General features: G+C 64.1%; 10 protein-coding genes and 1 tRNA gene. 6 read left to right on the forward strand and 5 right to left on the reverse strand.

Features of this window, described 5'->3' with window-relative positions:
• Positions 1-3: 3 nt before the first annotated feature.
• Together folK and folB are read right to left on the reverse strand one after the other, a co-directional pair.
• The gene (folK, locus tag ACVWZ5_RS17555) at positions 4-513 is read right to left on the reverse strand and encodes a 2-amino-4-hydroxy-6-hydroxymethyldihydropteridine diphosphokinase (RefSeq protein ID WP_028689040.1); all 510 of its coding nucleotides are present in this window, start codon (positions 511-513) and stop codon (positions 4-6) included.
• Entirely contained in the window at positions 504-860 is a 357-nt protein-coding gene (folB, locus tag ACVWZ5_RS17560; RefSeq protein WP_028689041.1) for a dihydroneopterin aldolase, read from the reverse strand. The genes folK and folB overlap by 10 nt, the downstream gene beginning before the upstream one ends.
• Positions 861-934: 74 nt before the next feature.
• Between folB and plsY the strand changes: the two genes are divergently transcribed.
• Positions 935-1,504, forward strand: a complete 570-nt coding sequence (gene plsY / locus ACVWZ5_RS17565) for a glycerol-3-phosphate 1-O-acyltransferase PlsY (protein WP_028689042.1) — start codon at positions 935-937, stop codon at positions 1,502-1,504.
• Between the two features lie 25 nt (positions 1,505-1,529).
• Here plsY and tsaD read toward each other — a convergent pair whose 3' ends face one another.
• Entirely contained in the window at positions 1,530-2,555 is a 1,026-nt protein-coding gene (tsaD, locus tag ACVWZ5_RS17570) for a tRNA (adenosine(37)-N6)-threonylcarbamoyltransferase complex transferase subunit TsaD (RefSeq protein ID WP_062575396.1), read from the reverse strand.
• Between the two features lie 205 nt (positions 2,556-2,760).
• Here tsaD and rpsU point away from each other — a divergent pair, with 205 nt between their 5' ends.
• The 5 genes from rpsU to ACVWZ5_RS17595 all read left to right on the forward strand — a co-directional run bounded on the left by rpsU (position 2,761) and on the right by ACVWZ5_RS17595 (position 11,120).
• The gene (gene rpsU, locus ACVWZ5_RS17575) at positions 2,761-2,976 is read left to right on the forward strand and encodes a 30S ribosomal protein S21 (RefSeq protein ID WP_003255575.1); all 216 of its coding nucleotides are present in this window, start codon (positions 2,761-2,763) and stop codon (positions 2,974-2,976) included.
• 279 nt (positions 2,977-3,255) lie between these two features.
• Entirely contained in the window at positions 3,256-5,244 is a 1,989-nt protein-coding gene (dnaG, locus tag ACVWZ5_RS17580) for a DNA primase (RefSeq protein WP_186599577.1), read from the forward strand.
• 67 nt (positions 5,245-5,311) lie between these two features.
• Positions 5,312-7,162 (forward strand): RNA polymerase sigma factor RpoD, encoded by a 1,851-nt coding sequence (gene rpoD / locus ACVWZ5_RS17585; RefSeq protein ID WP_062575398.1) that lies wholly within the window; start codon positions 5,312-5,314, stop codon positions 7,160-7,162.
• Between the two features lie 120 nt (positions 7,163-7,282).
• The gene (locus ACVWZ5_RS17590; RefSeq protein ID WP_457340758.1) at positions 7,283-11,026 is read left to right on the forward strand and encodes an EAL domain-containing protein; all 3,744 of its coding nucleotides are present in this window, start codon (positions 7,283-7,285) and stop codon (positions 11,024-11,026) included.
• A 17-nt stretch (positions 11,027-11,043) separates the two neighbouring features.
• Positions 11,044-11,120, forward strand: a tRNA-Ile gene (locus tag ACVWZ5_RS17595).
• A 181-nt stretch (positions 11,121-11,301) separates the two neighbouring features.
• Here ACVWZ5_RS17595 and prfH read toward each other — a convergent pair.
• Together prfH and ACVWZ5_RS17605 are read right to left on the reverse strand one after the other, a co-directional pair.
• Positions 11,302-11,922, reverse strand: a complete 621-nt coding sequence (prfH, locus tag ACVWZ5_RS17600) for a peptide chain release factor H (protein WP_457340759.1) — start codon at positions 11,920-11,922, stop codon at positions 11,302-11,304.
• On the reverse strand, positions 11,922-13,058 hold the full coding sequence (locus tag ACVWZ5_RS17605; RefSeq protein WP_062575415.1) for an RNA ligase RtcB family protein: 1,137 nt from the start codon (positions 13,056-13,058) through the stop codon (positions 11,922-11,924). Before ACVWZ5_RS17605 ends, prfH begins: the two co-directional genes overlap by 1 nt.
• Positions 13,059-13,266: the final 208 nt, after the last annotated feature.

A 13,266-nucleotide genomic window follows, 5' to 3' on the forward strand; every position in this document is an offset into this window, starting at 1 on the left:
GGCTCAGACCTGCGTGAGCTGCAGCCCACGCCACTCGAACGGCACCGGCGCCAGTACCTGATCGATGCTCGCCTCTTCCCACAACTGTGCCATGGGCTTGCCGACCCCAGGGTGCACCCGTTGGGGCGCCAGCAAAGACAAGGGCCACAGCACGAACGCGTTCTTCAGGATCTCCGCCCGCGGCAGCACCAAGCCGTTGAAGGTGCCATGCAGATCGTCGTACAGCAGCACGTCGATATCCAGCGGAAGGCCCTTGCGGTCGGGTGCGTAGCGGCCATTTTCCGCTTCGATGAACTTCAGCCGGCGGTCCAGCTCCAGCAGCGGCAGGTCAGTCTTGCCGGTCACCACGAAGTTGATGAATGGCCCGCTTTTGATACCCACTGCCTGGCTTTCGAACGCCGGCGAGCAACGCATGTCGATGAGTATCGCAGCCAGGGCATCGAGCCCGGCGCACAGGTGCCGCTCGCGGTCGATGTTGCTGCCCAGCCCGAGATATACGGTACTCAGAGACATCCGCGCTCGATCTCCACGCCAACGCCGCCCCGGGCCGCAGGCACCGCACCCGGCTTGGTCAGTTTCAGCCGCACCCACGGGATCTTGAACTCTTCCATCAGCACCGCCACCAGACGCTCGGCAAAGGTCTCCACCAGTTCGAAGCGCGCCTGCTCGGCGAAGGCCTGGACGCGCGCCGAGACACTGGCGTAGTCCAGGGCCAGCGACAGGTCGTCACCGGCCGCCGCCGGGCGGTTGTCCCAGGCGAAACTCAAGTCAAGGCGCAGGCATTGGCGAATATCCCGCTCCCAGTCATAGGCACCGATGACGGTATCGACTTCCAGGCCTTCGATGAACACTCTGTCCAAGCACTTCTCTCCACAGCACGACAAGGGCGACGGGCGCCGTTAGAATCAGGGCGTCCTCGCCCGGAATAGTTAGCATGTTTTGGTCACTGGCGCTGCTTGCCTACCTGCTCGGCTCTCTGTCCTTCGCCATCGTCCTGAGCCGCCTCAGCGGCAGTCCCGACCCGCGCTCCAGCGGCTCGGGCAATGCCGGCGCGACCAACATGCTACGCCTGGCCGGCCGCAAACTGGCGATCCTGACGCTGCTCGGCGACCTGTGCAAGGGCATGTTGCCAGTACTGCTGGCCCGCCTGGCCGGGCTCGACCAGCAGGAACAGGCCTGGGTCGGCATCTGCGCAGTGCTCGGCCACCTGTTCCCGGTGTACTTCCGCTTCCAGGGCGGCAAGGGCGTGGCCACTGCCGCCGGCATGCTCATGGCGTTGTACTTTCCCGCCGCGCTGCTGGCCATCGGCGCCTGGCTGCTGACCTTCTACCTCACCCGCACCAGCTCGCTGGCGGCGTTGATCGCCACGCCATTGACGCTGCCGCTGCTGGCCTGGCGCGAACCCGAAGCGCTGCTGCCGATGACGGTGCTGACGATCCTGATCGTCTGGCGCCACCGCAGCAACCTGCGCGACCTGTTCGCCGGGCGCGAACGCCACTTCTGAAACGTTCGCACAAGCCCGGCACCTTTCACACCGCCGGCAACTGCTCCATCGGCCAGCGCGCCTGCACACTGATGGCCAGGTCCTGCCGCTGCCCGGCCAACAGGCGCTGGCAACCGGCATAGGCGATCATCGCGCCGTTGTCGGTGCAGAACCGTGGACGGGCGTAATAGACGTTGCCCTTGATGCTGGCCAGCATTTCTTCCAGCGAAACACGCAGGGCCTTGTTGGCGCTCACACCACCGGCGATGACCAGGCGTTTGAGGCCAGTCTGCTTGAGCGCACGCTTGCACTTGAAGGTCAGAGTCTCCACCACCGCCTGCTGGAACGCCAGCGACACGTCGCAACGGGTTTGCTCGTTGTCGTCCCCGGCGTCGCGGCATTGCTGCCAGGTGTTCAGGGCGAAGGTCTTGAGGCCGCTGAAGCTGAACTGCAGGCCTGGCCGATCGCACATCGGCCGCGGGAACACGAAACGCCCGGGCGTGCCCTGCTCGGCCAGGCGGGCGATTTCCGGCCCGCCCGGATAATTGAGGCCGATCAGCTTGGCGGTCTTGTCGAAGGCTTCGCCTGCGGCGTCGTCCAGGCTCTCGCCCAGCAACTCGTATTGACCGATGCCATCGACCCGCACCAGCTGGGTATGGCCGCCCGACACCAACAAAGCGACGAACGGAAATTCCGGCGGCTGCTCCTCGAGCATAGGCGCCAGCAGGTGGCCTTCCATATGGTGCACACCGATCGCCGGAATATCCCAGGCAAAGGCCAGCGCCTGGGCGCAGGAGGCGCCCACCAGCAGCGCGCCGACCAGGCCGGGACCTGCGGTGTAGGCGATGGCGTCGATCTCGGTGGCGACGCAGTCGGCTTCCTGCAGCACCTGGCGAATCAGCGGCAGCATGCGCTTGACGTGGTCGCGCGAGGCGAGCTCGGGTACCACGCCGCCATAGACGCGGTGCAGGTCGATCTGGCTGAACAGCGCATCGGCCAGCAGGCCGCGCTCACTGTCGTATAATGCGACGCCAGTTTCGTCGCAGGATGTTTCCAATCCCAGTACTAGCATGGGTCCGTGCCTTGTTGAGGCTGAATTCGAAGGCGCGCATGATAGTCCCCGTGTCCGGTGCCGACCAGCGGTTTTCGATCAGAGGCTTTGCATTCCGGCCAGCTAAGGGTTAACATCCGCAACCCTTGAAAACCGACGTTCTCCAGCACACCTTATGTTTTGCCAGGAGCACGTCTACCCCGGTAATGAATTAAGGTAGCCCTGGATGCCAGCCGTCAAAGTTAAAGAGAACGAACCCTTCGACGTAGCTCTGCGTCGTTTCAAGCGCTCCTGCGAAAAAGCCGGTGTACTGGCTGAAGTTCGTAGCCGCGAGTTTTACGAGAAGCCGACCGCCGAGCGCAAGCGCAAAGCCGCTGCCGCTGTAAAGCGTCACGCCAAGAAGGTTCAGCGCGAACAGCGCCGCGCCGTTCGTCTGTACTAAGTACAGCCGTTCTACGCAAAGCTTCTGCCATGCCCGGCCTTGTGCCGGGCTGATGGCAGCGGTCGCTTCAAACCCTTGGCCATGCGCCTTGGGTGCCCCGGCAAAAGCCACGGGCAACCCGCATCAACGCGTCAGAACTGGTCCTCGACCAGGCGTGCACGTCCTTTCTGACGAGCCCTTCATGGGCTGGTGACGAGCACACACCTCTTCCTGCGACACCCCACGCCAAACCCGCGCACAAGCGTTTAGACTTGCCAGTTGCCAGATGACGAGGCTGCCATGGCCGGGCTGATTCCCCAGAGCTTCATCGATGACCTTCTCAACCGCACCGACATCGTCGATGTGGTGAGTTCGCGCGTCCAGCTGAAGAAGACCGGCAAGAACCTGTCCGCCTGCTGCCCGTTCCACAAGGAAAAGAGCCCCTCCTTCACCGTCAGCCCCGACAAGCAGTTCTACTACTGCTTCGGCTGCGGCGCCGGCGGCAACGCGCTTGGCTTCATCATGGACCACGACAACCTGGACTTCCCCCAGGCGGTCGAGGAGCTGGCCCGCGCGGCCGGCATGGAGGTACCCCGGGAAGAGGGCCGCCGCGGACAGAAGCCGCGCCAGCCAACCGATTCACCGCTCTACCCGCTGCTGGAAGCAGCCAGCGAGTTCTATCGCCAGGCCCTGCGCGGCCATGCCACTCGCAAGGCAGCGGTGGACTACCTCAAGGGTCGCGGCCTGTCCGGCGAGATCGCCCGCGACTTCGGCCTGGGCTTCGCTCCTCCGGGTTGGGACAACCTGCTCAAGCACCTGGGCGCCGACGCGCTGCAGCAAAAGGTGATGATCGACGCAGGCCTGTTGATCGAGAACGCCGAGAGCGGCAAGCGCTACGACCGTTTCCGTGATCGGGTGATGTTCCCGATCCGCGACAGCCGTGGCCGGGTCATCGCCTTCGGCGGCCGGGTACTGGGCGACGACAAGCCCAAGTACCTGAACTCCCCGGAAACCCCGGTGTTCCACAAGGGCCAGGAGCTGTATGGCCTGTACGAGGCGCGCAAGCACAACCGCAACCTCGACGAGATCATCGTGGTCGAGGGCTACATGGACGTCATCGCCCTGGCCCAACAAGGCCTGCGCAACGCGGTGGCCACCCTCGGCACCTCCACCAGCGAGGAGCACCTCAAGCGCCTGTTCCGCGTGGTGCCCAGCGTGCTGTTCTGCTTCGACGGCGACCAGGCCGGTCGCAAGGCCGCCTGGCGCGCCCTGGAGGCGACCCTGTCGAGCCTGCAGGATGGCCGCCGGGCGCGCTTCCTGTTCCTGCCCGAGGGTGAAGATCCGGACAGCCTGGTGCGCGCCGAAGGCACCGACGCCTTCCAGGCCCGCATCAACCAGCACGCCCAGCCTTTGGCAGACTACTTCTTCGAGCAGTTGAGCAACGAAGCCGACCCGCGCTCGCTGGAAGGCAAGGCGCACATGGTCACACTGGCCGCGCCGCTGATCGAGAAAGTGCCGGGCGCCAACCTGCGCCAATTGATGCGCAACCGCCTGAAGGACATCACCGGGCTTGACCCGCAGCAGATGGAGCAGCTGGCGCAGAGCGCGCCAACGCCAAGCGTGCCGGACTACGATCCCGGCTACGATTACGACGCCATGGCCAGCTACACGCCTGACCATGGCGACATGCACTACCAGCCCGACTATACGCCGCAGCAGCAGGAGCAACGTCCCTGGACGCCAAACAAAGGCGGTAGCAAGAAACAGTGGGACGGCAAGCCATGGGACAAGAAAGGCGGCAAGCCCTGGCAGCGCGACGGCCAGCGCGGCGAAGCCCCACCACGGGTACCCGCGCCGGTCGAACCGCCGACACTCTCGGCCCTGCGCACCTTGCTGCACCACCCCCTGCTGGCCGGCAAGGTCGAGGACGCCAGCCACTTCGCCGACGAAGAGCAGATGTACAGCCAGCTGCTGGTGGCGCTGATCGAGGCCGCGCAGAAGAATCCTAAGCTAAGCTCAATGCAGCTGATCGCACGCTGGCACGGCACCGAGCAGGGCCGCCTGCTGCGCGCCCTGGCGGAAAAGGAGTGGTTGATCGATGCCGACAACCTTGAACAACAGTTTTTCGACACTATAACTAGTTTGTCAGCTCGCCAGCGCGAGCGCATCTTGGAACATTTGATCAGAAAATCGCGTCAAATCGAATTGGACGGGGAAGAAACCGCCAAGCTTCGCGAACTGCTCAGACGCAATGTTCCAGCACAAAACCCGACCTCATCTGGCGCGTGAGGTCCAGGTTCGGGTATAATCCTCGGCTTGTTTTTTGCCCGCCAAGACCTTCAGTGGATAGGGTGTTATGTCCGGAAAAGCGCAACAGCAATCTCGTATCAAAGAGTTGATCACCCGCGGTCGTGAGCAGGGCTACCTGACTTACGCGGAGGTCAACGACCACCTGCCTGAGGATATTTCAGATCCGGAACAGGTGGAAGACATCATCCGCATGATCAACGACATGGGGATCAACGTATTCGAGAGTGCTCCGGATGCGGATGCCCTGTTGTTGGCGGAAGCCGACACCGACGAAGCCGCAGCCGAAGAAGCCGCAGCCGCGTTGGCGGCAGTTGAGACCGATATCGGCCGCACGACCGACCCGGTGCGCATGTACATGCGCGAGATGGGTACCGTCGAGCTGCTGACCCGCGAAGGCGAGATCGAAATCGCCAAGCGTATCGAGGAAGGCATCCGTGAAGTCATGGGCGCCATTGCTCACTTCCCGGGCACCGTCGACTACATCCTCGGCGAATATGATCGCGTCACCAGCGAAGGTGGCCGTCTGTCTGACGTTCTCAGCGGTTACATCGACCCTGATGACAACATCGCCGCGCCGACCGAAGAAGTGCCGATTCCAGGTGCCAAGGCCGCTGCAGCGAAGGAAGAGGAAGACGAAGAAGACGAAGAAAACGCCGACGGCGATGACGAGGAAGAGGCCGAAAGCGGTCCGGATCCGGTCGTTGCCGCGCAGCGTTTCGGTGCGGTCAAGGATCAGCTGATCGACACCCTCAAGGTGCTGAAGAAGCACGGTCGAGGCCACAAGGACAGCATCGGCGCCATGCAGGCCCTTGCCGACCTGTTCATGCCGATCAAGCTGGTGCCGAAGCAGTTCGACGCACTGGTCGAGCGTGTACGCAGCGCCCTGGACCGTCTGCGCCAGCAGGAACGCGCCATCATGCAGCTGTGCGTGCGTGATGCCCGCATGCCGCGCGCCGACTTCCTGCGCCTGTTCCCGAGCAACGAGACCGACCAGACCTGGTCCGGTGACCTGGCCAAGCGCAACACCAAGTGGGCCGCCGCCCTGGGTGAGAAAGACGCCGCCATCGTCGCCTGCCAGCAAAAGCTGATCGACCTCGAGACCGAGACCGGCCTGACCGTCGCCGAGATCAAGGACATCAACCGTCGCATGTCCATCGGCGAAGCCAAGGCCCGCCGCGCCAAGAAGGAAATGGTCGAGGCGAACCTGCGTCTGGTGATCTCGATCGCCAAGAAGTACACCAACCGCGGCCTGCAGTTCCTCGACCTGATCCAGGAAGGCAACATCGGCCTGATGAAGGCGGTGGACAAGTTCGAATACCGTCGCGGCTACAAGTTCTCGACCTACGCCACCTGGTGGATCCGCCAGGCGATCACCCGCTCGATCGCCGACCAGGCGCGCACCATCCGTATCCCGGTGCACATGATCGAGACGATCAACAAGCTCAACCGCATTTCCCGGCAAATGCTGCAGGAAATGGGTCGCGAACCGACCCCGGAAGAGCTGGGCGAACGCATGGAGATGCCTGAGGACAAGATCCGCAAGGTCCTGAAGATCGCCAAGGAGCCGATCTCCATGGAAACCCCGATCGGTGACGACGAAGATTCGCACCTGGGCGACTTCATCGAGGACTCGACCATGCAGTCCCCGATCGACGTGGCCACGGTCGAAAGCCTCAAGGAAGCGACCCGTGACGTGCTCTCGGGCCTGACCGCACGTGAAGCCAAGGTGCTGCGCATGCGTTTCGGCATCGACATGAACACCGACCACACCCTCGAAGAGGTAGGCAAGCAGTTCGATGTGACCCGCGAGCGGATCCGTCAGATCGAAGCCAAGGCGCTGCGCAAGCTGCGCCACCCGACGCGAAGCGAGCATCTGCGCTCCTTCCTCGACGAGTAAAGACGAACCCCGGCCCAGGCCGGGGTTTTTCTTATGTGACAGAAGGTCGTTGCCACTGTCTACCCAGCGGGTGGAATGCCCGTCTACACTCGAATCAGACCCCCTGATCGAGAGGCCGCTATGCCCATGATGCCGGCCTTCCTGTTGCTGCTCCTGCTCACCTGGAACACAACGGCCGGCGCCCTGACCCTGACCGACGAGGAACAAGCCTGGCTCAGCGCCCACCCCGAGCTGCGCCTGGGCGTCGATGCTTCATGGCCGCCGTTCGAGTTCCGCGACCAGGAAGGTCGCTACCAGGGATTGGCCGCCGATTACATCGCCGCGATCCAGGATCGCCTGGGGATCACCCTCAAGCCGATCGAGCCCAGCAGCTGGACAGAAGTGCTCGAACAGGCGCGCAGCAATCGCCTCGACCTGCTCCCCGGGATCATGTCCACCCCGGAGCGCCAGAACTACCTGGCCTTCACCCGCCCCTACCTGGACTTCCCGATCGTCATCCTCGCCCATTCCGGCGGCGCGCAACCACGCAACCTCAAGGACCTCTACGGCCTGAAGATCGCCGTGGTGGAAAACTACGCCCCCCACGAGCTGCTGCGCACCCACCACCCCGACCTCAACCTGGTGGCCATGCCCAACGTCAGCTCGACCCTGCAGGCCCTGGCCACCGACGAAGTGGACGCAGTGGTCGGCGACCTTGCCTCGAGCATCTGGAGCCTGCGCCAGCTCAAGCTGGACGGCCTGTACGTCAGCGGCGAGACACCGTACCGCTACCAGCTGGCCATGGCCGTGCCCCGGCAGCAGAAGGTGCTGGTCGGCATCCTCGACAAGGTGATAGCCGACATGAGCAGCAGCGAAGTCAGCCGTATCCAGCAGCGTTGGGTGGGCAATGTCGTCGATCAACGGACCTTCTGGCACGATGTGCTGCTCTATGGCCTGCCGGCGGTGCTGGTGCTGATGGCCATACTGGCGGTGGTGATCCGCATCAACCGGCGCCTGAGCTCGGAGATTTCCCGGCGCATCGCCTTGGAGCAGGAACTGCGCAGCAGCGAGTACCACTATCGCGGCCTGGTCGAGAGCCTGTCGGCGGTGGCCTGGGAAGCCGACGCCAACGACTTCAGCTACAGCTACGTCTCGCCCCATGCCGAGGACCTGCTCGGCTACCCCACGGCGCAATGGCTCAAGCCCGGCTTCTGGCGCAGCATCCTGCACCCGGAGGACGCCCTTTGGGCGCAGGCCTACTGCGACAGCGAAACGGCAGCCGGGCGCGACCACAGCCTCGACTACCGGGTGATCCGCGCCGACGGCCACACCCTGTGGGTACGCAACATCGTCAGCATGATCGAGCACGGCCACAAGCCGCTGATGCGCGGGCTGATGATCGACATCAGTGAAACCAAGCACACCGAGGATGCCCTGCGCCTGTCGGAGCAGAAGTTCGCCTCGGTGTTCCAGCAGTGTCCGGACATCCTGATCATCGCCCGGCACAGCGATGGTTGCCTGCTGGAGGTCAACGAAGCCTTCGAGGAGCTGATCGGCCTGAGCCCCACCCAGGTGATCGGTCGCACCGCCACCGAGCTCGGCCTGTGGGGCGTGGCCGGTACCGGCCCGGCGCTGCTCGAACGCCTGCACCGGGGCGGCATTCGCAACCTGGAAATGACCTTCCGCCGCAGCAACGGCGAACTGTTCACCGGCCTGACCTCGGCCGAAACCTTCGAACTGGACAGTATGCCGGCACTGGTGGTGGCGATCCGCGACATCAGCCAGCTCAAGGAAACCCAGCAACAGTTGCAGACCTCCGAAGAGAAGTTCGCCAAGGCCTTCCACGCCTCCCCCGACGGCCTGCTGCTGTCGCGCCAGAGCGACGGCCTGCTGCTGGAGGTCAACGAAGGCTTCTGCCGCCTGACCGGCTACGACATCAGCACCACGGTCGACCAGACCTCGCTGGACCTGGGCATCTGGGTCGACCTCAACGAGCGCCAGCGCCTGGTCGATCAACTGCAGCGCGACGGTTTCGTACGCGACTTCAGCTGCCATATCCGTCGCAGCGACGGGCAGATCCGTCTCTGCGAGCTGTCCGCCCGGCCACTGCCGATCGGCGGCGTCGACTGCATGCTGACCATCGCCCGCGACATCACCGAGCGCCATTTGATGCAGGAAAAGCTGCAACTGGCCGCCACGGTGTTCGAGAACACCGCCGAGGGGGTGCTGATCACCGACACCGACCAGCGTATCAGCGCGGTCAACCGCGCCTTCAGCGAGATCACCGGCTACAGCGAGATCGAAGCCCTCGGCCAGACCCCGCGCCTGCTCGCCTCCGGCCAGCACGACAGCGCTTTCTACGCCGCCATGTGGCACCAGCTGACCGCCGAGGGCCACTGGCAGGGCGAAATCTTCAACAAGCGCAAGAACGGCGAGCTGTACCCCGGCTGGCTGACCATCAGCGCCGTGCGCAACCACGAGCGCGAGATCACCCACTTCGTCGCCGTGTTCGCCGATATCTCCAGCCTCAAGCACGCCCAGGCCAAACTTGACTACCAGGCCCACCACGACCCGCTCACCGGCCTGCCCAACCGCGCCCTGTTCGAAAGCCGCCTGCAGGGCGCGCTGACCTGCGCCCAGGTATCCAACCGCCAGGGCGCGGTGCTGTTCCTCGACCTCGACCGCTTCAAGCACATCAACGACAGCCTCGGCCACCCGGTGGGCGACCTGCTGCTCAAGGGCATCGCCCAGCGCCTCAAGGAGCAGGTGCGCGACGTGGACACCGTGGCCCGCCTCGGCGGCGACGAGTTCATCATCCTCCTGCCCGGCCTGCACAAACCCAGCGATGCCAGCGCCATCGCCAACAAGCTGCTGGCCGGCTTCCATGCACCGTTCCAGGCCGGCGAGCACGAGTTCTTCACCAGCGCCAGCATCGGTATCAGCCTGTACCCACAGGACGGCACCGATGTCGCCAGCCTGATCCGCAACGCCGACGCCGCGATGTACCGTTCCAAGGCCAAGGGTCGCAACCGCGTCGAGGCCTACACCCGCGAGCTCACCACCCAGGCCAGTGAACGCATCGCCCTGGAGCACGAACTGCGCCGCGCCATCGAGCGCAACGAGCTGAGCCTGTGCTACCAGCCCAAGTTCAGCCTCAAGACCCAGAGCCTGGTCGGCGCCGAGGCGCTGGTCCGCTGGACACACCCCACGTTCGGCGAAGTGCCGCCTGAGCAGTTCATCCACCTGGCCGAGGAGAACGGCACGATCCTGCAGCTCGGCGACTGGGTGCTGGAGCAGGCCTGCCGGCAGATGCACGCCTGGAAGAAGGCCTACCACGCCTTCGGCCCGCTCTCGATCAACCTGGCCGGCGCCCAGTTGCGCCAGCCCAATCTGGCCCGGCGCATCGAACAGCTGCTGCACAGCTACCAGCTCAAGGCCGGCGACCTGCAGCTGGAGATCACCGAGAACTTCATCATGAGCCAGGCCGAGGAAGCGTTGAGCGTGTTGCACCAGCTCAAGCTGCTGGGCGTTCAGCTGGCCATCGACGACTTCGGCACCGGCTACTCGTCACTCAGCTACCTCAAGCGCCTGCCGCTGGACATCCTCAAGATCGACCAGTCGTTCATCCGCGGCCTGCCGGACGATCCCCACGACGCTGCCATCGCCCGCGCCATCATCGCCCTGGGCCGCAGCATGCAGCTGACGATCATTGCCGAAGGCGTGGAAAACCAGGCGCAGCAGCGCTTCCTGGCCGCCGAAGGCTGCGAACAGATCCAGGGCTACATCGTCAGCCTGCCGCTGCCGCCGGACGAGTTCGCGGCGACCTTTCTTCGCATAGCACAAACGGATCTTTCGGATGGCACCCTATCGAAACCCTCGTTATAATCCAGCGCTCCTGCTGAGGGCCTATAGCTCAGTCGGTTAGAGCAGAGGACTCATAATCCTTTGGTCCACGGTTCGAGTCCGTGTGGGCCCACCAAACAGAAAGCCGCGCAATGCGCGGCTTTTGTGTTTTTGGCCGGATCGCCTCGGATACGGAATGCTCATTTGCAACTCGTAAACCGAGTGCGAGCCGGGTCCTTTCCTCATCCGTTTTTGTGGGCCCGGCATCGCCTACGCCGCCCGGCCTGACTTTTGCTCGACGACTATTCGCTCACAATCTACTCGTCAGCCGGCTCGAAGCGCTCGCCACGAAACACCCGACGCGGATTGCCACGCTCGACGCGGTGATGGAACAACCGCCGCTCCGCGCGCAGTTCGCTGTCGACCTGCTCTGCCAGTTGCGCCAGGCGTTGACCGATGAGCAGCAGCGCCAAGCGTTTGTTGACGTGCTGGCTACGCTCGCTCTGTACCTTGACGCTGACGCCGCTGGCCAGGTGCGTGGCGCGCACTGCCGAGTCGGTGGTGTTGACATGCTGACCACCCGGCCCGGACGAACGCAAGGTCTCGAAGTGGATCTCGCTCGCCAATTCCGGTGCCGGTGGCGCAAACCGTGCGCCCCCAAAGAACCAGTTCTTGCGCGCATGCCCCGGCCGGTACGGACTGCTGCACGTCCATTGCAGCGAGCCCGTCCAGTGATCCGCCAGGCGCTCGGCCTGCTCGCCATCCAGTGCCAGCAACACCGAGCGCAAGGTACCGCGCCGCGGCCCCGGCTCTTCTTCGAGTATCCGTACCGCCACGGCCTGGGCATCCGCTTCGGCCTGCAGCCTGAGCAATGCCTTGGCCACTGCCAGGGCACATTCTTCCGGCCCCTGAGCCGCCGAGAGTTGCAGTAGGATCATCAGCAGCACCCTCCGCGCGTCTTGTAGGTGAGCACCGGTTTCAGTCGTGCCAGCACGCGAACCAACCCCGCTTCACGCAAGGCACCCACCACCGAGTCGATAGCCTTGTAGGCCTCCGGCGCTTCCTCGTAGATCAGCGCCCGGTCGGCGCAGATCACGCGGCTGCCCAGTGCCGTACGACTCAGTTGCTCGACGCTGTAGCGCGAGGCGAGGCGGTCCTTGCACTCGCTGCGCATCCATTTGCGTCCGGCGCCATGGGCCAGGGACAACAGGCTGCGCTCGTCGGCGATCGGCTGTACCAAGTAGCTGTAGTCGCCGCGCGAACCAGGGATCACCACCGCCCCCTGATCCGACGGTGTGGCGCCTTTGCGATGCAGCCAACCATCGAGCCCGTCGACCTGCGCTGGCGACACCAGGTTGTGGTTGATGTCGAGCAGTACATCGCCATCGGCACGCAAGCGGTCGAGCATGCGCCGGGCAATCAACTGACGGTTGGCTTCGGCAAAACGCAGCGCGCCGTCGTGCCGGCCCAGGTAATGAGTGCTGGCCTCGCTGCCCGCCTCCAGGCCGTGATGACCGAACAGGTCGACCTGCTCACGCAAGATCGCCTCGCCCAAGCCACGCGAGCCGCTGTGCACCAGCAACAGCAGGTGTTTGCGCTCGATGCCCAAGGCTGCCAGGGCCGCATCGTCGTAGCTTTCATCGAGTTGCTGCAGCTCGGCGAAGTGGTTGCCACCACCAATGGTGCCTAGAGAACGCTCGTGCCCCGTGGCAGGCAAACCGAAGCTGGCGACGGCCTCCTGCCACGTCTCGTCGAGCGGCAGGTCGAGGTTGCCAAGGCGTTTCTCCAGCTTGTCCAGATGCAGCTTGGCGGTCGGGATGTCCGTGCGCCACAGCGCCATGCCACAGCCGATGTCATTGCCGACCAGTGCCGGGTACAAACGCCCCACGGAAAAGAATGCCGCGCCGACCGGATAGCCACGCCCCGGATGCAGGTCCGGCATGCCGGCCACCCGATGCATGCCCCCTAGGCGAGCGGTGGTTTCGAGTTGTTGGATCGCTTTTCCTTCGATCCAGGTGTCGTCCGCGGCGACCAATACGGCGCCGTCGGACAAATTGCGAATGCAAGTGCCCATAGTCCAATCCTGATGGGTTGAAACAAAAAGATGTTCGGATTGGCAGGCCAGAGGCCGGGCGTTGCGGTACCGCTAACGAGTAGCGGCGAATGCGATCAAGCCAGGCGCGACCTGCAAAGGGTGATCAACTGTTGCATGATGTACCTCCTTTGCTGTCGGGTGAGAGAAGGCGGGCATCTTAGGTGTGTAATTGCCACCGTGCAACAAC

It is taken from the genome of Pseudomonas sp. TE6283 (assembly GCF_054060555.1).

Coding starts and splice junctions, on each gene's coding strand:
- folK (WP_028689040.1), bottom strand. CDS start 513: ATGTCTCTGAGTACCGTATATCTCGGGCTGGGCAGCAACATCGACCGC.
- plsY (WP_028689042.1), top strand. CDS start 935: ATGTTTTGGTCACTGGCGCTGCTTGCCTACCTGCTCGGCTCTCTGTCC.
- tsaD (WP_062575396.1), bottom strand. CDS start 2,555: ATGCTAGTACTGGGATTGGAAACATCCTGCGACGAAACTGGCGTCGCA.
- rpsU (WP_003255575.1), top strand. CDS start 2,761: ATGCCAGCCGTCAAAGTTAAAGAGAACGAACCCTTCGACGTAGCTCTG.
- dnaG (WP_186599577.1), top strand. CDS start 3,256: ATGGCCGGGCTGATTCCCCAGAGCTTCATCGATGACCTTCTCAACCGC.
- rpoD (WP_062575398.1), top strand. CDS start 5,312: ATGTCCGGAAAAGCGCAACAGCAATCTCGTATCAAAGAGTTGATCACC.
- ACVWZ5_RS17590 (WP_457340758.1), top strand. CDS start 7,283: ATGCCCATGATGCCGGCCTTCCTGTTGCTGCTCCTGCTCACCTGGAAC.
- prfH (WP_457340759.1), bottom strand. CDS start 11,922: ATGATCCTACTGCAACTCTCGGCGGCTCAGGGGCCGGAAGAATGTGCC.
- ACVWZ5_RS17605 (WP_062575415.1), bottom strand. CDS start 13,058: ATGGGCACTTGCATTCGCAATTTGTCCGACGGCGCCGTATTGGTCGCC.